This window comes from Methylobacterium sp. TK31, assembly GCF_055361545.1.
This window is the reverse complement of sequence record NZ_CM143964.1, coordinates 1,960,656-1,983,480: the sequence shown is the minus strand read 5'-3', so window position 1 is coordinate 1,983,480 and position 22,825 is coordinate 1,960,656. Positions and strand designations below refer to the sequence as shown.

Annotated in this window: 21 protein-coding genes; 9 read left to right on the top strand and 12 right to left on the bottom strand. The window is 70.7% G+C overall.

What is annotated here, in order from left to right:
* Window positions 1-179 precede the first annotated feature (179 nt).
* A complete protein-coding gene (locus tag ACXJY8_RS09030) occupies window positions 180-1,649 on the bottom strand; it encodes a PAS domain S-box protein (RefSeq protein WP_463778991.1) in 1,470 nt (489 codons plus the stop codon).
* 212 nt (window positions 1,650-1,861) lie between these two features.
* Window positions 1,862-2,095 carry a hypothetical protein gene (locus ACXJY8_RS09025; RefSeq protein ID WP_463778988.1) on the bottom strand — a complete coding sequence of 78 codons (234 nt, stop codon included), beginning with the start codon at window positions 2,093-2,095 and terminating at the stop codon, window positions 1,862-1,864.
* Between the two features lie 545 nt (window positions 2,096-2,640).
* Here ACXJY8_RS09025 and ACXJY8_RS09020 point away from each other — a divergent pair.
* Window positions 2,641-3,030, top strand: a complete 390-nt coding sequence (locus ACXJY8_RS09020; RefSeq protein WP_463778985.1) for a hypothetical protein — start codon at window positions 2,641-2,643, stop codon at window positions 3,028-3,030.
* A gap of 252 nt (window positions 3,031-3,282) precedes the next feature.
* Here ACXJY8_RS09020 and ACXJY8_RS09015 read toward each other — a convergent pair whose 3' ends face one another.
* Window positions 3,283-3,660, bottom strand: a complete 378-nt coding sequence (locus ACXJY8_RS09015) for a hypothetical protein (RefSeq protein WP_463778983.1) — start codon at window positions 3,658-3,660, stop codon at window positions 3,283-3,285.
* Complete coding sequence (locus tag ACXJY8_RS09010; RefSeq protein WP_463778977.1) at window positions 3,660-4,094, bottom strand: Panacea domain-containing protein; 435 nt, start codon at window positions 4,092-4,094, stop codon at window positions 3,660-3,662. The genes ACXJY8_RS09015 and ACXJY8_RS09010 overlap by 1 nt, the downstream gene beginning before the upstream one ends.
* A gap of 213 nt (window positions 4,095-4,307) precedes the next feature.
* Between ACXJY8_RS09010 and ACXJY8_RS09005 the strand changes: the two genes are divergently transcribed.
* Entirely contained in the window at window positions 4,308-5,660 is a 1,353-nt protein-coding gene (locus ACXJY8_RS09005) for an LLM class flavin-dependent oxidoreductase (RefSeq protein WP_463778973.1), read from the top strand.
* A 29-nt stretch (window positions 5,661-5,689) separates the two neighbouring features.
* Window positions 5,690-7,015: an LLM class flavin-dependent oxidoreductase gene (locus tag ACXJY8_RS09000; protein WP_463778969.1), complete on the top strand. Its 1,326-nt coding sequence runs from the start codon at window positions 5,690-5,692 to the stop codon at window positions 7,013-7,015.
* Window positions 7,016-7,217: 202 nt separating this feature from the next.
* On the opposite strand, the gene ACXJY8_RS08995 is transcribed toward ACXJY8_RS09000, so the two are convergent.
* Window positions 7,218-8,459 (bottom strand): MFS transporter, encoded by a 1,242-nt coding sequence (locus tag ACXJY8_RS08995; protein ID WP_463778965.1) that lies wholly within the window; start codon window positions 8,457-8,459, stop codon window positions 7,218-7,220.
* Between the two features lie 94 nt (window positions 8,460-8,553).
* Here ACXJY8_RS08995 and gcvA point away from each other — a divergent pair, with 94 nt between their 5' ends.
* Window positions 8,554-9,438: a transcriptional regulator GcvA gene (gcvA, locus tag ACXJY8_RS08990; protein ID WP_463778961.1), complete on the top strand. Its 885-nt coding sequence runs from the start codon at window positions 8,554-8,556 to the stop codon at window positions 9,436-9,438.
* A gap of 22 nt (window positions 9,439-9,460) precedes the next feature.
* On the opposite strand, the gene ACXJY8_RS08985 is transcribed toward gcvA, so the two are convergent.
* Window positions 9,461-10,891 (bottom strand): phosphatase PAP2 family protein, encoded by a 1,431-nt coding sequence (locus tag ACXJY8_RS08985; RefSeq protein ID WP_463778958.1) that lies wholly within the window; start codon window positions 10,889-10,891, stop codon window positions 9,461-9,463.
* A 105-nt stretch (window positions 10,892-10,996) separates the two neighbouring features.
* A complete protein-coding gene (locus ACXJY8_RS08980) occupies window positions 10,997-11,209 on the bottom strand; it encodes a hypothetical protein (protein WP_463778955.1) in 213 nt (70 codons plus the stop codon).
* A 205-nt stretch (window positions 11,210-11,414) separates the two neighbouring features.
* On the opposite strand from ACXJY8_RS08980, the gene ACXJY8_RS08975 reads away from it, so the two are divergent.
* The 5 genes from ACXJY8_RS08975 (at window position 11,415) to ACXJY8_RS08955 (ending at window position 15,307) form a co-directional block, all read left to right on the top strand.
* Window positions 11,415-11,681, top strand: a complete 267-nt coding sequence (locus ACXJY8_RS08975) for a hypothetical protein (RefSeq protein WP_463778951.1) — start codon at window positions 11,415-11,417, stop codon at window positions 11,679-11,681.
* Window positions 11,682-11,990: 309 nt separating this feature from the next.
* On the top strand, window positions 11,991-12,659 hold the full coding sequence (locus tag ACXJY8_RS08970; protein ID WP_463778947.1) for a DUF4142 domain-containing protein: 669 nt from the start codon (window positions 11,991-11,993) through the stop codon (window positions 12,657-12,659).
* Between the two features lie 130 nt (window positions 12,660-12,789).
* Entirely contained in the window at window positions 12,790-14,100 is a 1,311-nt protein-coding gene (locus ACXJY8_RS08965; RefSeq protein WP_463778945.1) for an MFS transporter, read from the top strand.
* Complete coding sequence (locus ACXJY8_RS08960) at window positions 14,093-15,019, top strand: amidohydrolase family protein (RefSeq protein ID WP_463778943.1); 927 nt, start codon at window positions 14,093-14,095, stop codon at window positions 15,017-15,019. The genes ACXJY8_RS08965 and ACXJY8_RS08960 overlap by 8 nt, the downstream gene beginning before the upstream one ends.
* Before the next feature lie 12 nt (window positions 15,020-15,031).
* On the top strand, window positions 15,032-15,307 hold the full coding sequence (locus ACXJY8_RS08955; protein WP_463778940.1) for a hypothetical protein: 276 nt from the start codon (window positions 15,032-15,034) through the stop codon (window positions 15,305-15,307).
* Between the two features lie 187 nt (window positions 15,308-15,494).
* Here the strand turns inward: ACXJY8_RS08955 and glmS are convergent, their stop codons facing one another.
* From glmS to ACXJY8_RS08930, 5 genes are all read right to left on the bottom strand, one after another.
* Window positions 15,495-17,321 carry a glutamine--fructose-6-phosphate transaminase (isomerizing) gene (gene glmS, locus ACXJY8_RS08950; protein ID WP_463778936.1) on the bottom strand — a complete coding sequence of 609 codons (1,827 nt, stop codon included), beginning with the start codon at window positions 17,319-17,321 and terminating at the stop codon, window positions 15,495-15,497.
* Between the two features lie 45 nt (window positions 17,322-17,366).
* Window positions 17,367-18,296 (bottom strand): NAD-dependent epimerase/dehydratase family protein, encoded by a 930-nt coding sequence (locus tag ACXJY8_RS08945; RefSeq protein ID WP_463778932.1) that lies wholly within the window; start codon window positions 18,294-18,296, stop codon window positions 17,367-17,369.
* Window positions 18,297-18,300: 4 nt separating this feature from the next.
* Window positions 18,301-19,104, bottom strand: coding sequence for a sugar phosphate nucleotidyltransferase (locus ACXJY8_RS08940; protein ID WP_463778929.1), 804 nt, complete (start codon window positions 19,102-19,104; stop codon window positions 18,301-18,303).
* Between the two features lie 521 nt (window positions 19,105-19,625).
* Window positions 19,626-20,930 (bottom strand): polysaccharide biosynthesis/export family protein, encoded by a 1,305-nt coding sequence (locus ACXJY8_RS08935; protein WP_463778927.1) that lies wholly within the window; start codon window positions 20,928-20,930, stop codon window positions 19,626-19,628.
* Window positions 20,931-21,048: 118 nt separating this feature from the next.
* The gene (locus tag ACXJY8_RS08930; protein ID WP_463778925.1) at window positions 21,049-22,530 is read right to left on the bottom strand and encodes a hypothetical protein; all 1,482 of its coding nucleotides are present in this window, start codon (window positions 22,528-22,530) and stop codon (window positions 21,049-21,051) included.
* Window positions 22,531-22,825: the final 295 nt, after the last annotated feature.

Genomic DNA, 22,825 nt, shown 5'->3' with positions numbered 1-22,825 from the left:
CGGGATCTTCGCGCGAGCGGGGCGTTTTCCCTGGTCGGGGGCGCTGTGTATTCCAGCCTGGAATACGTCGCGTGTCGCAACGCGCCGGCGGTATGCCACGGCCGGCGCCATCCTGGAGCGGATCGGGATCGTCCACCGGAGAGTCACGCCGGGGCCGACGGGGACGCGCCTGCGGACGGTCAGTCCCGCGTGATTTCCGGCAAAGGGGCTTCGGCCGTGAACACGACCCCGCGCGGCCGGTAATCGATCTCGGCCTTGCCGCCGATCTCCCGGGCCAGGGCCCGCTCGATCATCCGCGAGCCGAAGCCGGTTCGCGTCGGGGGCGAGACCCGGGGGCCGCCCACCTCCTGCCACTGGAACCAGAGCCGGTCCGGACTGGAGCCGTCCACGACGTCCCAGCTCACGATGACGCGTCCGTCGTCCGACGAGAGGGACCCGTACTTCACCGAGTTCGTCGCGAGTTCGTGGATCGCGAGGCTGAAGGCCAGGGCGACGCGCGGCGCGAGACGCAGGATCGGGCCGCCGATCTTGAAGCGATGGTCCTGCTCGACGCCGAACGGATGCAGGGCCGCGATGACCACCTCCGTCAGGGTCGCCCAGTCGCCGCTGCCGCGGGCCAGCATCTCCGTGGCGGCCGACAGCGAGCGCAGCCGGGATTCCATCGCCACCTGCGCCTCTTCCAGCGAAGCGGCGCCCCGCAGCGTCTGCCGGGAGATGGACTGCACGGTCGCCAGGGTGTTCTGGATGCGGTGGTTGAGCTCGCCCGCCAGGAGGTCGCGGTGCTCCTCCGCCCGCTTGCGGTCGGTGATGTCCAGGCTGATGCCGGCGATGCTCAGGGGCGTCCCATCCGCCCGGTACGAGGCCTGTCCGCGGAACTGCAACCAGCGCGTCTCGCCGAGGGCGGTGATGACCCGGATCTCGATGTCGTAGTCCGAATGCCCGGCGATGGCCGCGTCCCGGGCCGCGAGCTTCCGGACCCGGTCCTCGGGGTGGATGGCCGCGAGCATCTCCTCGTAGGTCAGGGGGTCGTTCGGCGAGCGGCCGAAATTCTCCTTGAACCCGTCCGACGCGACCAGGCGCATGACCTCGAGATCGAGCGTCCAGGCGCCCAGGCGCCCGGCCTTCAGGGTGAATTGGAGGCGCTCCTCGCTCTGGATGAGTTCGAGGGAGCGTCGCGCGGACTCGGCCTCGAGCGCGTCCCGGTCCTTCTGGAGAAGGACGAGCCGCTCCTTCTCGAGCGTCACGTCGTATTGCGAGGCGAAGTAGTAGGTGAGCTCGCCGTCGGGCGCGAAGACGGGCGAGACGAGCAGGCGGTTCCAGAAGGACGTGCCGTCCTTGCGCCGGTTCTTCAGGTCGATCTCGATGGTCACGCGCCGCTCGATGGCATCCCGCACCCGCGCGACGTCCCTGGGGTCCGATTCGGGTCCCTGGAGGAAGCGGCAATTGCGGCCGAGGATCTCCTCGCGCGCGTAGCCGGTCAGCTTCACGAAGGCGTCGTTGACGTAGACGATGGGATTGTCGGGCAGCCGCGGATCGGTGATCACCATCGGCATGCGCGTCGCCCGGACGGCGGCGGCGAAGGGGTCGGAACCGACGACGGTGCTGGTGATCTCGGCGTCGATCCGCGCGCCGTCGGCCTGGTCGTTCAAGCTCGGAAATCCCCTTAGATCAGGATCGTTCTAATGAACAATCCCGATCAGGCCAGCGGTTCGAATGTCACACCGCCACCGCGAAAGATGTCGCGCGGGAACCGTATCGCTCCGCATGATTCCCCGATCCGCCGCCGCGCAGCCGTCCCGCCTCGGCGGACCGTGCCCGCGAAGCGCCGGGACGGGGCCATGAACGCCCAGCCTCAGGGTGCCTACGTGCCGCCGCTCGGCGCCGAGAGGCAGGTCCGGACGGAGCGCAGGGCCATCAGGGCGTCCATCTCGCCCAGGAGCGACGCGAAGGCCTCCGTGGCGTCGTAGCCCGTCCGCGCGAGGATCGTGACGGTGGCGGCCTGGGCCGCCGAGGAGACCTCCGCCTCGGCGATGCAGAGGCTCAGTTCCGAGAGGAACGCGGCACGGTCACGGCTCGAAAGCGAAGGCTTCCTCATGGAAAGGCTTCCTCCTGGAACGGACGCGCTCAGGGTCCTGTCGCGCTCGCGGGCCTGTCACGGGCCCGTGAGCGCCGCGCCGTCCCCTGATAGCAGGGTTCGCCCCCTGTGTATGGTTTTATACGTTCGGGCCGCCCATTGGGCCGCGCGGGGAGGCTGCGCACCGCGCGGGGAAGCTGCGGGCCGCGCGGGGAGGCGCCCATGCCCGGCGTCGCGGCGTTCGCGCCGGTCCCGCGGCGGCGAACGTCGCGCGATCACGCGCCGCGAACGACCGGCTTGTGCTGCTCGATACTTCGATCGGGCATGCTTTTGCTTCGAGATCATCTCCCGGAGGGAGATCGTTCTGGTTGACGAACTCGGGGCGGGTACGCCAATCTGCCCGCGCCGGGGAGGCGCCGCCCCGCCGCCAGCGCGGATCTCGTTCGGCGGAGCATGGTCCGGCGGCCGGCGAATGCTCTAGTAGTATCTCAGTTCGAAATTTGGCCCCGAACGGGTGAGCCACGTGTTCCCGTTCCAGTCCCTCGCACGATCCCTCCCGCTGGCATATGCTTGGCGTCGAGCAGGAGGCAGGGATGGGGCACGCGTCCGACAAGCTGGAAATGACCTTCACGCATCGGGGGAGTTGGAAGGGGCATATCTGGAGCCGTGGAGTGATAATCGACACCGTTCCAATTTCATGGACTAAAGGATGGGTAGTCGATAAGCAGAGCAAAACCATCTTCTTAGAAGTATGGTTCCAGAAAGAGGAAGAGCTCTTAGCGGCAATGAAGGCTGAAAATCCGTTTAAAGTAGCTGTGGGTGTAGCGAATGACTATGACGATTTTCCGCACAGCTTCAGAGAATACAGAGGCTTGTTTCTCGTTTTGCCTACGGGGGAACGTATCTCGGACATAAGCATTCAGACTCGCGTGCTTGACCGAGTGAAAGGCACCTGATGCCAATAGGACCTGAAGGTCAAAAGCGTCCCGCCGACTCAATTGGCAACGCCGCGAAGGTGCTACGCATCGCTACCAAGGAAGAGCCGGAGGACTACGGCTCTTCCCCTAAGAGTCCCGCCGTGGCCGCTGGCGTATCCGATCGGCTTTGGAGCATAGAAGACGTGGCGGAATTGGTGGCTGTCGGCGATACCGTTGCCGCCAAGCGCGGCCTCTATAAAAACTGATTGTTAAAAGACTAGAAGACGCAGCCTATTCGGGCTCGTCATCTGCTTTGCTAGGCTTTCCGTTCTTAGCATAACTGCGCATCAGATCTATTGTTAGATAGATAAACTCATCTATTTCAAGATATCTGGCTAATACAAAAAGACCAGCAAACTCAATAGCAACCAAACATATAGGGCTCGCCCAAGTGTTGAAAAAGGTGAAAACATAGGCGTCAAACGCAACTGTGGCGCCAACTATTGTAAGAAATTTATAGGTACTCAAAGCAGCGCGGAGTTTTTCGTTGTCTTTTTCGAGCGCTGCTTTTGCATTAGCAGAACTGGAATTATGCTTTCCTGCTGGATGTGCTTTGGTTCCCCCCTTCACGGCCTTAGATGTTTCAGAACCAATCTCATTACCGCCCATCAGAAAGGTAGCCTTTTATACTCATCCAATATTGCCTTGTTCGGGATCACAACACCATACAAATCTGGATCGTAATACTTATCCCAAGCACCATCAGGCTCGTGAGTTACTTCGACTAGCTCTCCGGGGGTCAAATCCCCGAACTCATCAACCACGCTCCGAATAATTTTATGCTCTTTACGCTGGAGATTTCGATTTACTATAAATATGTCTGGAATTTTTCTGGCGCCGTAAGGCTTAACAAGATGGTACAACGGAGCGATAACGGGACCGTACTTCCACGCCTCGAAATCTTCACTGACAAGAGGCCGCCCCATCTCGCCAAGAAACTTCATGTGAGCTAGATAGAGCAGCTTATGAAGCTCAAGGTTAGTCAGCTTCCACCCAGAAGCTTCACAGGCGGTTTTTGCTGCGGATTTGTACGATATTGTCATAATCGTCGCGAATGGCCAAAACGATAGGGGCCGCGCGCCTCCTGTTGTTGAACCATAGATATAGGACGCTATGAAAATATGTCGAGTTGTCGCATCCTGCGACCCTCAGACTCATATCCCCCCCATGTACGCCGCCCAATTTCGAGCTGAGACATTAGCAACGCTCCCCGGAATGCGCCCATCTCCGGGCCGACACGCTATCCTGACGGGCCCATGAGACACGACACCCTGCGCCTCGGCGCCTTCTTCTACGCCACCGGACACCACGTGGCGGGCTGGCGCCATCCCTCCAGCGAAGCCGATGGCGGGCTCAACCTCGCCCGTTACGTCGGCTGGGCGCAGCGGGCGGAGGCCGCGAAGTTCGACCTCGTCTTCCTGGAGGACGGCACGGGCATCCGCGACACCAACCTGCGCTCCAGCGAGCGCACGGCGCGCTCCGCCCATTTCGAGCCGGTCACGCTGCTCTCGGCGCTGGCGGCCGTCACCAGCCGGATCGGGCTGGTGGCCACCACCTCCACCAGCTTCAACGAACCCTACAACGTGGCGCGCCGCTTCGCCTCGCTCGATCACCTCAGCGGCGGCCGGGCCGGCTGGAACCTCGTGACCTCGACCACGGACGCGGAGGCCGCCAATTTCGGCAACGACCGGATCGCCCGGCACACCGACCGCTACGAGCGGGCCGAGGAATTCGCCGACGTCGTCCTGGGCCTGTGGAACAGCTGGGACGACGGGGCCGTCGTCATCGATCGGGAGAGCGGCCAGTTCTCGAAGCCGGACGGGTTCCGCCCGCTGAATCACCGCGGGACCCATTTCGAGGTGCGCGGACCGCTCAACATTTCACGGACGCCGCAGGGCCAGCCGGTCCTGGTGCAGGCGGGCTCGTCCGGGCCCGGCAAGGACCTGGCGGCCCGCACGGCCGAGATCGTCTTCACCGCCAACCAGACCCTGGCCGAGGCCGTGGAGTTCTACGGCGACCTCAAGGCGCGCCTGCCGCGCTTCGGGCGCACCGCGGACGACCTCAAGGTGATGCCGGGCCTGTTTCCCGTGGTGGGCCGCAGCGAGGCCGAGGCCCGGGCCAAGTTCGAGGCGCTCCAGGACCTGATCGATCCGGTCGTCGGCCTCGCCCTCCTGGAGCGCATGGTCGGCAGCTTCGATCTGTCCGGCTTCGATCCCGATGGCCCGGTGCCGGAACTGCCGGAGGCCGAGGGCGCGAAGTCCCGGCAGCAGCTCATGTTCGAGCTGGCCCGTCGCGAGGGCCTGACCCTGCGCCAGCTCTACCTGCGGATCGCGGGCGCGCGCGGCCACTCGCAGATCATCGGGACACCGGCGCAGATCGCCGACGAGATGGAGGAGCGCTTCCGCGCCCACGGGGCGGACGGCTTCAACATCATGCCGGCGACGCTGCCCGGCGGCCTCGACGACTTCATCGAGCTGGTGCTGCCGGAACTGCGCCGGCGCGGATTGTTCCGGGAGGCGTATGAGGGCACCACCCTGCGCGCCCATCTCGGCACGCGGCCACCGCCCGGCTTCGGTCGCGCGGCGGCGGCCCCGATTTCCGAGCGCTGACGAGCGACCCACTCCACCGAGGAGCGACCATGAGCCGGGACCGCCGCCTGCATCTCGGGGCCTTCATGCGCCCGGCCGGGATCCACACCGCCTGGTGGCGCTATCCCGGCGGCTATCCGGACGCGAACTTCAGCCTCAAGCACCTGGCGCATTTCGCGCAGCGGCTCGAGGCGGGCCGGTTCGACGCCTTCTTCATGGCCGACCACCTCGCGGTGATGAACATGCCCGTGGCGGCCCTGCGCCGCTCGGCCACCGTGACCTCGTTCGATCCCCTGACCCTGCTGCCGGCGCTCGCCGTGCTCACCGAGCGCATCGGGCTGATCGCCACGGCCTCCACCACCTACAACGAGCCCTACCATGTGGCCCGCAAGTTCGCCTCCCTTGACCACATCTCGAACGGCCGGGCCGGCTGGAACCTCGTCACCTCGGGCAACCCGGACGAGGCGCTGAACTTCGGCCGCGACGCGCATGTCGACCACGCCACCCGCTACGCCCGGGCCCGCGAGTTCTTCGATGTCGTGACCGGCCTGTGGGATTCCTGGGCCGACGACGCCTTCCTGATGGACCCGGAGAGCGGGCTGTTCTTCGACCCCGCGAGGCTGCACGTCCTCGACCACCAGGGCGCGTTCCTGAAGGTGAAGGGGCCGCTCAACGTCGCGCGCCCCGTCCAGGGCTGGCCGGTCATCGTGCAGGCGGGCGCCTCCGAGGCGGGCCGCCAGATCGCGGCCGAGACCGCCGAGGTGGTCTTCGGCGCGGCCTCCACCCTGGAGGCGGCCCGAGCCTTCTACGCCGACGTGAAGGGCCGCATGCCGGCGCTGGGCCGCGATCCGGACCACCTCAAGATCCTGCCCGGCGCCTTCGTGGTCCTGGGCGAGACCGAGGACGAGGCCCGGGCCAAGAAGGCGCGCCTCGACGATCTCGTCCACCCCGACAGCGGCCTGGCCAATCTCTCCGTGCGCCTCGGCGTCGACGCCTCGGGCTTTCCCCTCGACGCGCCGCTGCCCGAGATCCCCGAGACGAACGCGAGCAGGAGCGGACAGGCGCAGATCGTCGACTACGCCCGCCGCACCGGCGCGACGGTGCGGGAACTCGCCCGCAAGGTCGGCGGCTATGGCGGGCTCCAGATGATCGGCACGGCCGCCCAGGTCGCCGACCGGATGGAGGAATGGCTGGAGACCCGCGCCTGCGACGGCTTCAACGTGATGTTCCCGTTCCTGCCCGAAGGACTCGACGATGTCGTCGACCGGCTGGTGCCGGAGCTGCAGCGGCGCGGCCTGTTCCGCCGGGACTACGAGGGGACGACGCTGCGCGACCATCTCGGCCTGCCGCGCCCGGCCAACCGCTTCTTCGCCTGATCCGTCGCCCGCGGGCGCGGGCCGTCGGCCGGGATCGGCGGCAGGGATTTCGACGGCAGGGATTTCGACGGCAGGGATTTCGCTGGCATGAGTTGGTTGGCATGGGTGTGATCGAGGCCATGGAGGCGGTCGAGGGACCGCCCCCTTGGTTTCGCGTGCGGCGGACCTTCGTCGGGCGCTGTCGGCCGCCCGGGCCCCTCGTTCAGGGGCGCGCCGTCGCCGCGGCCGGCCGGAGACGGGGGGACAGGACCAGCATGAGCGGCACGACGGCGAGGGCCGTGGCGGCGGCGGCCAGCATCGCCGTCTGGGCGCCGGCGGCATCCCCGAGGGGGCCGTAGAGCAGGGGGGCCGCCAGGGCGCTGCCGCCCAGGGTCCAGGTGTAGAACACCGCGAAGGCCCTCTCGACCCGGCCGCCCGGCGCGAGGTCCGGCACCGTCCCGTAGAGCACGGAGGAGGTCCCGTTCAGCATGAGGCCGAGCACGGGCAGGAGCCCCAGCACGGCCCCCAGCGGAAGCACGGTGACGGCGAGGATCGCCAGCGCCGTGCCGGTCTCGGTCAGGACCACGGTCCGGGTCACGCCCAGGCGCTCGCCGAACCATCCGCAGACCGCCTTGCCGAGGGCGCCGCCGAGGAAGACGGCCGAGAGGGCGAAGCCCACCGTGGTCAGGCCGGCGCCCTTCTCCCGGAGCAGGAAGGGCAGGTAGAGCAGGAAGGCCGGGCGCGCGGCGTTGTCGAGGGTGCCGATGGCCACGAGCAGGCCGAAGCCGGCGCTCCCGGTGCCGTCGCGCCCGGCCGCGCGCCGGGCCTTCTCCGGCAGCCCGTCCCGTGACGCCCGGTCACGCGGCAGCAACCGCAGCAGGCTCAGCGCCACCGCGAGGCCGAGGGCGGCGATCAGCCAGAGCGCCGTGCGCCAATCGGTCAGGCCCAGCAGGAAACCGAGGAGGGGCGGCACGCTGGCCTTTCCGAGGTCGCCGGTGAAATTGTAGGTGCCGAGCGGTCCGCGCGCCGTCCGGCCATAGGCCTCGGCGATCACCGCGGAGGCGAGGGGATGCTGGGTGCTGCTGCCGATGCCCCCGAGGGTGAGGGCGAGGCAGAGCCCGGCCAGGCTTCCCGAGAACCCGGCCAGCGCGTAGCCGCCGGCGCTGAGCAGGGTGCCGAGCACCAGCACGGTCCGCGCGCCGAGGCGCTGCGCCAGCCGGGCGGCCGGCATCTGCAGGGCGGCGAGGGCGCCGTTGTAGAGGCTGCGCAGCAGGGCGAGGGCGGCGTAGCCGAGGGCGAACTCCGCCTGCCAGACCGGCAGGAGCACGTAGATCAGGTCCGTATAGCCGTCGTGCAGGGCGTGGTTGAGCCCGACCGCAGCCAGGATCCGCGGCGCCTCCGGGCGGGGCGGGGCATCGACGGCGCCGGCGCCGGCAGGCGCGGTCGGGTTCTGTGCGGGCGGCATGCGGAACGGGTCCTGTTTTGCCGCCGCAGGATCGCCCGCTCGTCCGCGCCTGACAAACGCCTTATGCTGACGCTCGCGTGAGGAAACCTGACCCGTGCTGCGCCGCCTGCCGCCCCTGAACGCCCTGAAGGCTTTCGAAGCCGCCGGGCGCCATGCCAGCTTCACCCGGGCCGCCGAGGAGCTGCGCGTCACCCACGGGGCGGTGAGCCGGCACGTCCACGCGCTGGAGGCCTGGCTCGGCCAGACGCTGTTCGAGCGTCACAACCGGCGCGTGGTCCTGACGGAGGCGGGGACGAGCTATCTGGCCGAGATCGGCGCCGCCCTCGACCGCATCGCCCTGGCGACGACGCGCCAGGTGGAGCGCGGCCGGCCGCGCCTCCTGCGGGTGAACGCGCTGGCGACCTTCACCCTGCGCTGGCTGATCCCCAGGCTGTCCGCCTTCCAGCGCGCCAACCCTGCCGTGGAGGTGCGGCTGACCACCTCCAACGTACCCCTGGCGAACCTGGCCGAGCCCTTCGACGTGGCCATCCGGGGCGGGCCGGATGGGCGGCCGGGCCATCTCGCGCGGCCCTTCCTGTCGGAGCGGCGCCTGCCCGTCTGCAGTCCCGCCCTGCTGCGGCGCCAGCCCCTCGCGGAGCCAGGCCAGCTTCGGAACCACACGCTCCTGCACGCGGCGACGCTGCCCGGGGTCTGGCCGCAATGGCTCGAGGCCGCGGGCGTGCCCGGCCTGGTCCCCCAGGCCTCGGTGACGTTGGAGCACTTCTACCTGACGCTCCAGGCCGCCCTCGACGGCCTCGGCGTCGCCATGGGCCCGGAGCGGCTGATCGCCGACGATCTCGAGGCCGGCCGGCTGACCTGTCCCTTCCCCGGTCCGTCCCTGCCGGCCCGGAGCTACTTCACCTACGTGCCGGAGGCCCGGGCGGACGATCCCTCCGTCCAGGCGTTCTGCCGCTGGCTCGCGGCGGCGGCCGGCCCGTGAGGCGGGCCCCGTCCGCCCGGGCTCAGCGGCTGGTCGCGGGCCGGGTCCGGCGGGCGGCGGACAGGGCGGCGGCCTTGCCGGCGGCGGCGTAGAGGTTCAGGCGCGCATACACGCCGATGGCCGATCCGTCGTCCAGGAAGCCGCCGCCCGGCCCCTGCGTCTCCGTCAGGATCGCGTTCGCCTCCGCGAGGTCGAGCGCGGGGAAGGCGGCCGTGAGCAGGTGCCCGGCCTCCGGGGCGACCCGGCCGACATCCGCGGGCTCTCCCGCGCGCTCGGGATGCACCACGGGCAGGCCGTAGGTCTGGGTCGCCTCGTAGAGGGCCGCGTTGGCGGCGGCATCGCGGAAGCGGCCGGTATCGGCGCCCGCACAGGCGGCGACGGTGCCGCCGCATTCCGCCTGCAGGACGGCGGTCAGGTCCGTGCGGGCGGCCTCGAGGGCCGCGCGGTAGTCGGTGACGGCCACGGCCGTGTTCGTCGCGCGGCTCATCTCGTTGACCACCGCCGGGTTGCGGCGGAGCTGGCCGACATAGGCGGGATCGTTGGCCAGCAGATGGGCGACCGCGTGCAGGGCGACCGCGCGTCCGCCGAGCACGTCCATGGCGTAATGCGCCCCGACGATGATGCGGTTGGTGCCGTACTCGGCGGCGCGCGCGATCATCTGCTGGTAGCGCTCCGGCACCAGGATCGCGAGGACGACGGACTCGGTGTAGCCGTAGGTGGTGTGGCCGCTGGGATAGGAGGGGCTGTCGGTCAGGTCCTGGCGCGGGCCCCTGAGCCAGTCCAGGCTGTGGGACGGCCGGCCGAAATAGTCGCGCCCGCGATAGGCGAACAGGCTCGGCAGGGTCTGGAACGGGCGGGCATTGCCGTAGCGGTCGGCGCCCGGCGTCCCGGCCGGGCGGTCGTAGGCCTTGCCGAACGCGTCCGCCGTGCCGCCGCGCTCCGTCAGGATCGCGGCGGCGGCCTCCGAGACCGGCGCCTTGCCGTTGGTGGTGGCGTTGGCGAAGAAGTACTTGCCGGCGTTGGAATCGGACTTGGCGACGTTGTTCGTGTAGCCGAGGAGGTCGGCGACGGACGGCGCCACGTTGGTGAACGATTCGTCGGCGGCGTAGCGGGCCTTGGCCTGATAGACCTCGCCGAGGCGGCTGCCGAGGCCGTCGGCGAGTTCCGTCGCGTTGCCGTCGGTGATGAAGGCATCGCGCAGCGCGAGCTGGCGCTGCTCGGCCAGCGGCAGGAGCAGCGGCGGCAGGGCGGTCCCGGACTGGATCGCGCCGGTGACGGCGAGATTGGCGTCGAGGGCGGCCCGTCCCGCCTCGCTCCCGCCCAGGACGCTGACGGAGGCGAGGCCGCGGAGCGCCGAGAGGTTCGGGGCGGATTGCGCGGCCGCCGGCAGGGGGGCCGGGAGGCAGGCCAGCGGATAGGCCAGCGGATAGGCCAGGAGGCACAGGGCCGTCATCCGCCCTCTCGGCGTCCGCGTCATGGCATCGTCTCCGCTGCTCGTCGCTTCGTGTCCATGGATCGGGAATCTACCGCATGACGGCTCCGCGATGCCGTCGACCGCTCAGGCCGATCGGCCGGAGGGGATCGACGCGTCGCGGTCGGCGTCGAGCTGGAGCATCAGCTCGGCGAGGCGCGGGTCGAGGGGCTCGTCGATGACGGGCTCGTAGAGGGCTTGCAGCTGGCGACCGAGACGAAGCCGGGTGGCCTCGTTCAGGGTCGGCGGGGATAGCTCCCCGGGACGGCGATGCCGTTCGTGCTCAAGATCGCTGGCCATACGCCTCATGTGGCGGACGAACGGTCCGCGGCAATGGGCGGGGCCGCCCGTATCCCCAGCCGTTCGCTCCGGCCCCAGGCAGAACACGCGTCCGGGCAAGACTCGGGTCCGGGCAAGATTCGGGGCCGGCCAAGACTCGGGCCCCGGCAGGAACCCCGCGCGCCCGCCTTCGGTTGGCCGTTCACGACAACCGGAGGAGTCCCCCATGAAGACCCGTCTCGCCTGCAAGGCCGGCCTCGCGCTTGGCCTGAATCTTGGCCTGGTTCTCGGCCTGGCTCTCGGCCCCGTGACCCTCGCGGGTCCCGCCGAAGCCAAGGGCTGCATCAAGGGCGCCATCGTCGGCGGAGCGGCCGGGCATCTGGCCGGGCACGGGAAGATGGGCGCCGCCGCCGGATGCGCGGTCGGGCACAGCAAGGCGAACAAGAAGGACGCGCAGCAGGGCGGGGGCCAGCAGGCGCCGCAGCAGAACTGAGGCGCCGGCACCCGCCGCGTCGGCCCTGAGACCAGGACCAGACCCGGGGAGCCGCGCAAGCATCCGAGGCTTGCAAGAATCCTGGGCTCGCAAGAATCCGAGACTTACAAGAATCCGAGACTTGCAAGAGTGGGAAGCTTGCAAGATTCGAGGATCTGCAAGCATCGAGGATTTGCAAGACTTGTCGCGGCGCCGTCGCGCCGCGCCGGAAGTCCGGGGAACATCATCTCCAAAATATCGGTTCCCGGTGACGTGCCCTCAGCTGCACGTTGCTGCCCGGGTGCACCCCTGATTTCCTGGAGCACCCCGATGCATCGTCGCGACTTTCTGTTCGGCATGCTGACCGCCACCGCGGCCCTGGCCGTCACCCGCACGGCGGTCGCTCAGCCGACACCCGCCGGGGCCATCCCGACGCCCGTCTACCTCGACATGGCGACCAAGGGGGGCCTGTTCCTCGAGAACACCGCCCGGGACGCCTTCGACAAGACCCGCAATCCGCGCGTGAAGACGTTCTCCCGGGCCGAGGTGGTCGAGCAGGTGAACCTGTCCCGGAAGCTCGCGCCCTATACCGGCGGCGTGGCGGCCGTGGGGGCGGGGGCGCCGCCCGGCCCGGGCGGCCTGATCGGCGGCCTTGTCTCGGCGCCGCTCGCGGTCGCCGGCGGCGTGGCCGGGGCGACGGCGGGCGCGGTGGGGGGCGCTCTCGGTGCGCCGCCGTCCGGCGGCATGACCTCCGACGCGCAGAAGGCGCAGATCCTGTCGCAGCTGTCCGGGACGCAGCCCGGCCCGCAATACGACGCCGCCTTCGTGAACGCCTCGCTGCAGGGCCATCAGGAGGCCTACGCCATCCATGGCTCCTATGCGGAGACGGGGGAGGACCCCCAGCTCCGCCGCATCGCCCGCGGCGCCATTCCGCTCATCCAGCGCCACATCTCCCAGCTCACCCGGATGCAGGGCATGATGGGCGGCCGGGCCGGCTGAGTCCGGCCTCGCTCCGGGGGCGCGGCGGACGCCGCGCCCGTCCGCCGCGATGCGGCTACCCAGGCGCACCGCCGTGGGCTAGCGTTTCGCGGCGCGAGGGACGGAGCGCGGGGCGAGGGGGGGAGGCGGCATGGCCGTGACGACCGAGGTTCAGCCCGCCGCCGCCCCGGGGGCGGCCGTGGCGATCGAGGATACCAGCCTCACCGGGTTCTACGCCGACATGACCACGCCCGAGCGGCGCACCTTCTGGGCCTGCGCGGCCGGATGGGCGCTCGACGGCATGGACTTCATGATCTACCCGCTGGTCATCGGGACGATCATCCAGCTCTGGAACGTCGATGCCGGCACGGCGGGTCTCGCCGGCACGGTCACGCTCCTCGCCTCGGCCCTGGGCGGCTGGGGCGCGGGCTATCTCGCGGACCGGATCGGCCGCGTCCGCACCCTGCAGTTCACCATCCTGTGGTTCTCGTTCTTCTCGCTGCTCTGCGCCTTCGTCCAGGACTTCCACCAGCTCCTGATCTGCCGCGCCCTCCTCGGGCTCGGCTTCGGCGGCGAGTGGGCGGCGGGCGCCGTGCTGATGGGCGAGACGATCCGCGCCCAGTATCGCGGCCGGGCCGTCGGCTCGGTGCAGTCGGGCTGGGCGGTGGGCTGGGGGCTCGCCGTGCTGGCGCAGGCCGGGCTGTTCTCCCTCCTGCCGGCCGAGCAGGCCTGGCGCTGGATGTTCGCCCTCGGCGCCCTGCCGGCGCTGCTGGTGTTCTACCTCCGGGCCTATGTCGAGGAGCCGGCGGTGGCCGCCGAGACGCGGGCGCGGGCGGCCGCCGCCGGGGACCGGCCCGCCCTGTGGGAGATCTTCACCGGCCCGATCCTGAAGACGACGGTCCTGGCCTCCCTGGTCGCGACCGGGTGCCAGGGCGGCTACTACGCCATCACCTTCTGGGTGCCGCGCTTCCTGACCACGGAGCGCAAGCTCTCGATCGTGTCCTCGACCGGCTATCTCGCCGCGCTGATCGCCGGCTCCTTCACGGGCTACCTCGCCGGGGCCTGGTTCGCCGACCGCTACGGACGCCGAAGCCTGTTCCTGGTGTTCTCGCTGGGCGCCATCGCGGTCATCCTCGTCTACACCCAGGTGCCGCTCTCGAACGAGATCCTGTGGGTTCTCGGCTTCCCGCTGGGCTTCTTCGCCTCCGGCTACTTCTCCGGCATGGGTGCCTTCCTCACCGAACTCTACCCGACGCGGCTGCGCGGGTCGGGGCAGGGCTTCTGCTACAATTTCGGCCGCGGCGTCGGTGCGCTGTTCCCGTTCCTGGTCGGGGCCCTGTCGCAGACCACGACCCTCGCCAACGCGATCTGCCTGTTCGCGGTGGGCGCCTACATCCTGTTCTTCGCGGCCGCCTACGCGCTGCCCGAAACCCGGGGCCGCGTCCTCCATGCCGATGCGTGAGGCCGTCCCCTCCGTCGACGAGGCCCCGGCCTGCCCGGGGCCGCAGGCCCACCCGCGCGGGCCGACCCGCTACGCCGTCCCGCCGGGGGCCGTCGACACCCATGCCCACGTCATCGGGCTCCCGCCGGAGCATCCCTTCGTCCGGCCGCGCAGCTACACGCCGCCGGCCGCGACGGCGCGGGACTACCTCGCGATGCTCGATGCCACCGGCATGGCCTACGGCGTCCTCGTGCAGGTCAGCGTGCACGGCACCGACAACCGCCTCCTGCTCGAAGCCCTGCGGGCGCAGCGCCGGCGCCTGCGCGGCGTCGCCGTGATCCCCCTCGGGCTGCCGGACCGCGAACTCGCGGCGCTCAAGGAGGCCGGAATCGTCGCGCTTCGCCTCAACGTGCTGTTCGGCGGCGGCGTCGGCCTCGCCGACGTCGAGGCCTACGGGCAGCTCGCCCGCGAGATGGGCTGGCACCTGCAGTTCCTCCTCGATGCCCGCGACCTGCCGCCGGTCGCGTCCCGCCTGGCGCGCCTGCCGGTCCCGGTCGTCATCGACCATATGGGCCACGTCCCCACCTCCGCCGGCCTCGACGATCCGGGCTTCCGGACGCTCGTCGAGCTCGTGCGCGACGGCGCCTGGGTGAAGCTCCAGGGCGCGTCCCGCACCTCGACGGCGGGGCCGCCCTACGCCGACACCATCCCGTTCGCGCGGGCCCTGAACGAGGCCGCGCCGGACCGCTGCCTCTGGGGCTCGGACTGGCCGCACGTGGCGACCTGGGGGGAGATGCCGGCCATCGGCGACCTGCTCGACCTGATGGTGGACTGGGTTCCGGACCCGGAGCGGCGGCGCAAGCTCTTCGTCGACAACCCGCACCGGCTCTACGGATTCGGTCCGGACCCCGCGTTAAGGGTCGCTGCAGCCGCGCCGTGATAGGCTCCGGGAATGCGCTACCGTCCGGCCGCCGGCCTCATCCTCTGCACCCTGCTCCCCGCATCCGCGGCATCGGCCGGGCCGCTCGACCTCCTGATGGGTGTGCCCGACAGGCCCGGCGTCGTCGCCGGCGGCTCCTTCGGACCGAGCGGGAACGACTATTACGGCGACATGCGCCTGGATCGCCCATATCCGCATCGGACAGACCTGAAGCGGCCACCCGCGGCCCGCTACGCCCGGGTCAAGCCGCGCCACGCCAAGGCCGACAGGCCGTTCCCGAAATCCTGACGCGAACACAAGAAACCCGCCGCGGCCGGAGCCGGGCGGGTGGAGGTGTTCGCCTTGGGAGGAAAGCGTCCGTCCTTCCTACCGGGTCCGCCGGCCGGCACCACTTCGCCGGGCGCGGGTCTGGTATGCCAGGATGGTGGCCCCGCCCGAGCCGCCGTCCCGCCCGCCGAGTCCGGCGGCGCCGGAGTCACTCCACGGTGACGGACTTGGCGAGGTTGCGGGGCTGGTCCACGTCCTTCCCCATGGTCACGGCCGCGTGGTAGGCGAGGAGCTGGATCGGGACGGCGTAGAGGATCGGCGCCACCGCCGGCTCGACCTCCGGCATCATCACCGTCGCCAGGGTGTCGAGGCCGTGCGCGGCCGCGCCGGTGGCATCGCCGATGAGGACGATCCGGCCCCCGCGGGCGGCGACCTCCTGCATGTTCGACACCGTCTTCTCGAACACCGCGTCGTGCGGCGCGATCACGATCACCGGCATCGCCTCGTCGATCAGGGCGATGGGGCCGTGCTTGAGCTCGCCCGCCGCGTAGCCCTCGGCGTGGATGTAGGAGATCTCCTTCAGCTTCAGGGCGCCTTCGAGGGCGAGGGGATAGGCGGTGCCGCGGCCGAGATAGAGCACGTCCCGGGCCTTCGCGATCTCCTGGGCCAGGCCCTGGATCTCGGCCTCCTGGTGCAGCGCCTGCGCCATCAGGCCGGGGACGGCGATCAGCGCATCGACGAGGCGGCGTTCCTCGGCCTCGTCGAGATGGCCCCGGGCCCGGCCCGCCGCGATGGCGAGGCAGAGCAGCGTCGTGAGCTGGCAGGTGAAGGCCTTGGTGGAGGCGACCCCGATCTCGGGGCCGGCGAAGGTCGGGAGCACCGCGTCGGATTCCCGCGCCATGCTCGAGGTCGGCACGTTGAGGACCGCCAGGATGTGCTGGCCCTGGGCGCGGGCGTAGCGCAGGGAGGCGAGGGTGTCGGCGGTCTCGCCCGATTGCGAGATCACCAGGGCAGCCTCGCCGCGGCGCAGCGGCGCCTCGCGGTAGCGGAACTCGGAGGCGACGTCGATCTCGACGGGCAGCCGCGCCAGGCGCTCGAACCAGTACTTGGCCACGAGGCCGGCATAGTAGGCCGTGCCGCAGGCCGTGATGGACAGGCGCGTCAGGTCGGCGAAGTCGAAGGGCAGCGCCACGGGCAGGCGCACCCGGCTCGCCGCGAGGTCGATGTAATGGGCGAGCGTGCGGCCGACGACCTCGGGCTGCTCGTGGATCTCCTTGGCCATGAAGTGGCGGTGGTTGCCGCGGTCGACCCGGTAGTTCTGGGTGACGATGGTCTGGCGTGCCCGGGTGGCCAGCGCGCCCGCGGCGTCGCGGATCTCGGCGCCCTGGCGGGTCAGCACGGCCCAGTCGCCGTCCTCCAGGTAGGTGATCGAATCGGTCAGCGGGGCCAGCGCCAGGGCGTCCGAGCCGAGATAGGTCTCGCCCGCACCGAAGCCCACCGCCAGGGGGGCGCCGTGGCGGGCGCCGATCAGGAGGTCGGTCTCGCCGGCGAACAGGAAGGCGAGGGCGAAGGCGCCGCGCAGCTGGGGCAGGGTGGTCGCCACCGCCTCCACCGGGTCCAGGCCGCGCTCCATGTGCCAGCTCACGAGCTGGGCCACGACCTCGGTGTCGGTCTCGGTCTCGAAGGCGACGCCGTCGGCCTCCAGCCGGCGCCTGAGCGTGCGGAAGTTCTCGATGATGCCGTTATGGACCACCGCCAGCCGGGCGGTGGCGTGCGGGTGGGCATTGGTCTCGTTCGGCCGTCCATGGGTCGCCCACCGGGTGTGGCCGATGCCGATGGGGCCGGTCAGCGGCGACTGGATCAGCTTGAGCTGGAGATTGACGAGCTTGCCCTCGGCCCGCCGCCGCTCCAGCCGGCCGGCCTCCAGGGTCGCCATCCCGGCCGAATCGTATCCGCGGTATTCGAGGCGCCGCAGGGCCTCGACCACGGGGCCCGCGACCGCCTCGCGGCCGACGATTCCGACGATTCCGCACATGGCTGGTCTCCTGAAGGGTTGGGAGGAGGGCGCGATCCGCCGGGATCAGGCGGCGCGCGGGGGAGCCGTCAGCATCGCGCCGGCGGCCTGGCGCAGGTCGCGCCGCGGCGGCTTCGCGCCGAGGGCGGCCAGGGCGTCGGGCGAGCCGACGATGACCCGGCGCTCGCCGCGGCGCAGGCGGGCGGGGTCGCGGGCGATCGTGATCGGCTTGCCGGAGGCCGCGATCATGCCCTCCAGCAGGTCGCCGAGGCGGGTCGGCACGCCGGTGCAGAGGTTGACCACCCCGGACGCCGCCGGATTGGCGGCGAGTTCGGCCAGGGCCCAGGCGACGTCCTCGACGAGCAGCATGTCGCGGCAGACCTCGATGTCGCCGGTGGTCAGGGTTCCGCCGCCGGGACCGATCGCGTCGATCTGGCGGGCGAAATCGCCGAGCGCGAGGTGGCCCGGCAGCCCGCGCCCGATCGGGTTGAAGATCCGCGCCACGAGCACGCGGATCCCGGTCTCGGCCGCGAAGGTGAGGGCGGCCCGGGTCTGGGCGAGCTTGCTCCGGCCGTAGGCCGTGAGCGGCGCGCAGGCCGCGTCCTCCCGCACCGGCACCCCGTCGACCACGGCGTCGCCGTACTCGGCCGCACTGCCCGCCAGGATGACGGTCGGGCGCTGCCCGGTGCGGCGGAGGGCGGCGAAGAGCGCCTGGGCGAGGCCGAGATTGACCGCCTGCAGGCCCTCGGGCGACCCCTGCGTCGCCCCCGCGAGGTGGAACACGGTGGCGGGCCGGAAGTGGTCGAGGGCCTTGCCCCAGGTGGCGACGCTCCAGTGCCCGGGCGCCACCGTCCAGTGCTCGGCCCGGACGTCGCGCCGGGTGCCGACCGTGGCGACGGGCAGCCCGCGCCCGTCGAGATGCGTGGCGAGGACCCGGCCGATGAAGCCGCCCGCGCCGCTGATCAGGATGCCGCCACCCGGCTGGTGCGACGCCATCGGCTCACGAGGCCAGGAACAGGCTGCGGTCGGAGACGAACATCTGCTGGGCGAGGGCGAAGTCGTCGGGACGCCCGATGTCGAGCCAGACGCAATCCTCGTGGAAGCAGGCCACGTCGCCGCCCTCCGCCTTCACCTTGGCGATGAGGTTGGGCATGTCGAGGTAGGTGTTCGGCACGAGGTGCTGGCGCACCGCCTCCCGGGACAGGGCGTAGACCCCCATGCTGACGAAATGCGTGCTCCTGGGCTTCTCGCGATAGGCCGTCATGCGGCTGCGCTCGTCGATCTCGATCAGGCCGAAATCGATCTTCACCTCCCGCTCGAACACGCCGATGGAGATGTCGGCCCCGGCCTCGCGGTGGGCGGCCATCATGTGCTTGAGGTTGAGGGTCGTCAGGAGATCGCCGTTGGTGACGAAGAAGGCCTCGTCGAGGTCGTCCAGCATCGCCCCGAGGGCCCCGGCGGTACCCAGCGGCTGGTCCTCCAGCCGGTAGCGGATGTTGAGGCCCAGGCGCTCGCCGTCCCGGAAGAAGGCCTCCAGGAGATGGCTGAGATGGTTCACCGCCAGGATCACGTCGGTGATGCCGGCGCATTTCATCTGCCGCAGCAGAAGCTCCAGGACCGGCATGTCGTTGAGCGGCATCAGGGGCTTGGGAAACAGCGCCGAGTAGGGATGGAGCCGGGTGCCCTTGCCGCCGGCCATCACCACCGCCTGCTTGATCGCCGGCGCAGGCGCCCCGTGCGGCCCCAGCCGCTCGGATGCCGCGCCGTAGAAATCCGATTCATGCACGGCCTCGGAAGATCTCATGTGATGATCCGCCCGGCCCGGAACGACTTCAAGCATCGCGCCCTCCTGAATTCCTCAATTAAAACTGAATTTGCTTCAGACGAATATTGTTCACACGAGGAGGATTAACGGATTTTTAAGACTTTCTGGCAACCGCCTTGGTGGGCTTAGCGGCAGCACCCAAGAGGGAACGTGCTCTAATCCGATCGCGCTACGGCGCAGGACCCGTCGGGGGAAGGTTCGCGCAGGCGCGACTCGGTGCGGGTCGAAGGCACGGGGCCGTCCGTCGCCGCGGCGGCCTCACCGTCGCGGCGCATCCACGGCCACCGGGCGCGGGCGACGCTGCCGAATCACCCGCCCGGCCGAGGCCGCCGCCGCGATCCGCGCGGCGGCGCACCGCGACGGCGCGCCCGCCGACGAACGACGAGACCGGCCTCCGCTCGGAGGCCGGTCTCGTCGTCGATGACGGGCCGATGGGTAGAGGGCCAGCCGGCAGGGGCGGCCGCTCGGGGCGGGGCGCCCGCCGGGCCCGGGCCCGGTCGCTAGGGCGCCACCGCGTCGCCCCGGGGCGGGGCGGCCTCGGCGGTGACGCTCCGGGTGCGCTCGTCGCCGCCGGGATCGAGCACGACCTTGAGCACGTCGCCGGGCTCGAGGCTGTCGATCTCGGTCGCGGGGAGGATCTGGGGGCCGGCGGCGCCGCTCCTCACGATGCGGTAGGCGAGGGCGGGGTCGCGCGACCAGCCGGCACTCATCGTGGCGCCGACCACGGTGGCCGTCGACAGGGCGCGCTCGGCCGCCGCGATCTCGGCATCGATCAGGGCGATCTCGCGCTCGGCGGCGAGCCGCTGTCGGGCGCCGCCCTGCTCCACCGCCTCGCGCGCCAGGCGCTGGCGCAGTTCCGCCTGCAGGATGCCGACCTCGTACTCGCGCCGGCGCCCCTCCATGTCGATGAAGTCGCGGCGGACGTCGGCGACGCGCTCGCTCTCCACCACCTGGCGGGAGAACAGCGCCTCCATGGTGCGCAGGCGGTCGCCCCGGGCCGCGATCTGGGCGCCGTAGGTCTCCAGGCGCTTGCGCAGGAGCTCGACCTCGGTGCCGGAGGCCTCGGCTGCGGCCCGGCGCGATCCCTCGTCGCCGGTCTGCAGGTTCGCCTCCAGGCGCACCACCTTCGCCTCGGCTCCGAGGAGGGCCGCGGCCTCCTCGGCCCCCGCCAGGCCGCGCAGCTGCTCCTGCGTCTCCGTGCTGGTCCGGCCCGCCGTCAGGGCGGCCTTGCGCGCCAGGGCGCGCTTCAGCCGGGTGCGGGCGCCGTCCTCGCGCTCGCGCTCGCGCAGGGTCTCCACCACCCCCGAGAGGGTGGCGGGATCTCTGTCGCGCCCGCCCGCGAGGGCCACCGCCTGCAGCACGATCATCCCGCCCGCATAGGGATAGGCGCCCGGCGTGCGGACGGCCCCGACGACGAAGACGGGGGCGCGCTGCACGACCCCCACCGTGACCCCGCCATGCCGGCCGAACGCGGTCTCGAACACGCCCATCAGGTCGGTCTTGAGGGTCTCCAGGGGTTTGCCGGCCGCCGGCACGAAGCCGAAGAACGGCAGCGAGAGCGCGCCGCCCTGCTCGATGGCGTATTCGCCCGACAGATCCACCCGCTGGTAGAAGGTCTGGATCACCGCGGCCGCGCCCGCGGCCTGTCCCTTGTCGCCGGGCGCCGGATTGGGGATCTCCATGGTCTCGTAAAAGGTAATCTTGAGCCGGTCCCCGGAGCGGAGGACAGGCCCGCCCTCGGCCCGTGCCGCCGTAGCGGACAAGAGGGTCAGGACCGCGAAGGCGACGGTTCGGCATCTCGACATGGCTTCGGCTCCTTGGAATCTCGGGTCGGACAGGATTGCGGGGCGCGCCTGGTTTCGGGGCTGGCTTCGACCGCGGGGGTCGGCCCGGCGTGCGGGGCGCCGGCGTGCGGGGCGCCGGTCACTGCATCCTCCGGGCATCGGGCTCCGCCTTCGCCTGATGGACCTGTGCCTGCTGCACCTGTGATTGCGGGGCGTGTGCCTGCGGGACGTGTGCCTGCGCCCCGATGGGCGGCCGGGCGCTCCGGCGCAGGGCGTCCAGACCCAGGCGCTGCGCCACCGCGTCGCCGAGGCGCTGGGCCAGCCGCAGCTGGACCGGGATCAGGTCCGTGGGGAGACGATCGCGGCGGAGGAGGTCGCCCAGGGCCGCCAGGGCCTTCGCATCGCCGGAGACGAGACTCACGAGCGCGACCCACTCGGCCCGGGCCGGAGCGTTCAGGGTCTCCGGCTCGACCGCCTCGAGGGCGCGGCGGGCGAGCACCGGATTGCCCTCGTGCAGCGCCAGCCGCGCGGCGAAGAGCGGCTGGCGCCGCAGGGCCGCCCAGGACAGGCGCGGCCGCAGCGGCGCGATCGCGTCGAGGCCGTAGCGCAGGGCGAGGGCCTCCACGATCGCGATCTGTGCCTCGTGCCAGCCGGGCTCGGCGAGGAGCGACGCGGCCTTGCGCCAGAGGGCCGCGAGGTCGCCGACCGCGTAGGCGGCCGCGACGTAGCCGGCGACCTCGTCGGAGGAGGGTTCCGGCCCGCCCCGGGCCCAATCCTCCAGGAGCGTCGTCGCGATGCGCCGGTTGCCGTCCTCGGCCACCACCCGCGCCAGGTAGAAGCGCGTTCCCGGGCTGAGGGCGGTCACCTGCGCGCCGAGGGCGACGGCGGCGGCCGGATCGCCCCGGGCGGCCATCCGGCGCACCACGTGGACGCCGAGCCAGGGCTTGTCGCGCCAATCCGCGATCCAGCGCCCGGCCCGCTCGAAGGCTTCGTCCCGCAGGCCCTCGGCGAGCAGGAGGTCGAACAGCACGATCCGGCCGGTCTCCTGCACGGCCGGGATCAGCGCATCGGCCCGGCGCAGGGCGGCGAGGGCCGCAGGCCGCTCGCCGGCCCAGGACAGGAGGATGCCGAGGCGCTCGACGTCCACCGGCCGCAGCATCGCCTCGTCGGCGATTCCCTTCAGGACTGCGCGCTCCTCGTCGAGACGGTCCTGTGCCCGGTAGAGATCGAGCAGTGCCCAGAGGCGCGGGCGGGTCGGGGCCAAGGCCACCAGGGTCGCCAGGGTACGGGTGGCGGCGGGCCGGTCGTCGGAGGCCTGGTAGAGGCCGGCGAGCCAGTCGAGGGCCTGGACGTCCCCCGGCCGCTCCACGAGGTAGCGCTCCAGGAGATCCTCGGCCAGCACCCGGTCGCCGGTGGATTCGAGGGCCCGGGCCGCGGCGGCGAGGAAGGCCGGGTCCCGACGCCCGAGGGCGAGGAGGCGGGCCAGCTCGCTCGCCGCCTCGCTGCTGCGCCCGTCCCGCGCCAGCATCGCGAGCTGTTCCTCGGAGCCGGGCGAGAGGGCGTAGGCGGTCGCCGCGGCCGCGAAGACCCAGACGCCGAGAAAGCGCCAGTCGATCCTCATGGCCGCCCCGCCGCCCCCGCGGATCGGGGCTCCCGACGAAGACGGACCGACAAACGGCCGTACCAGATCACCATGAGTCGTCGCCCCGGCTCGAATCTCGCCCCCATCATGAAAACAAGTAAAAATTTGGAAAACAAGTATTGAATTCGGCCAAATTGCAGCACAGGATCGTCGTCTAGAGGTAGATACCCTGAGATATACCGCAAAGGCATTAGGGAAATGCTTCCTTTTTGTTCAATTTATATTCGCGCGAATGACGCCCATCTCGCGCAACCAGGAAGAACGCGGCGGGTCC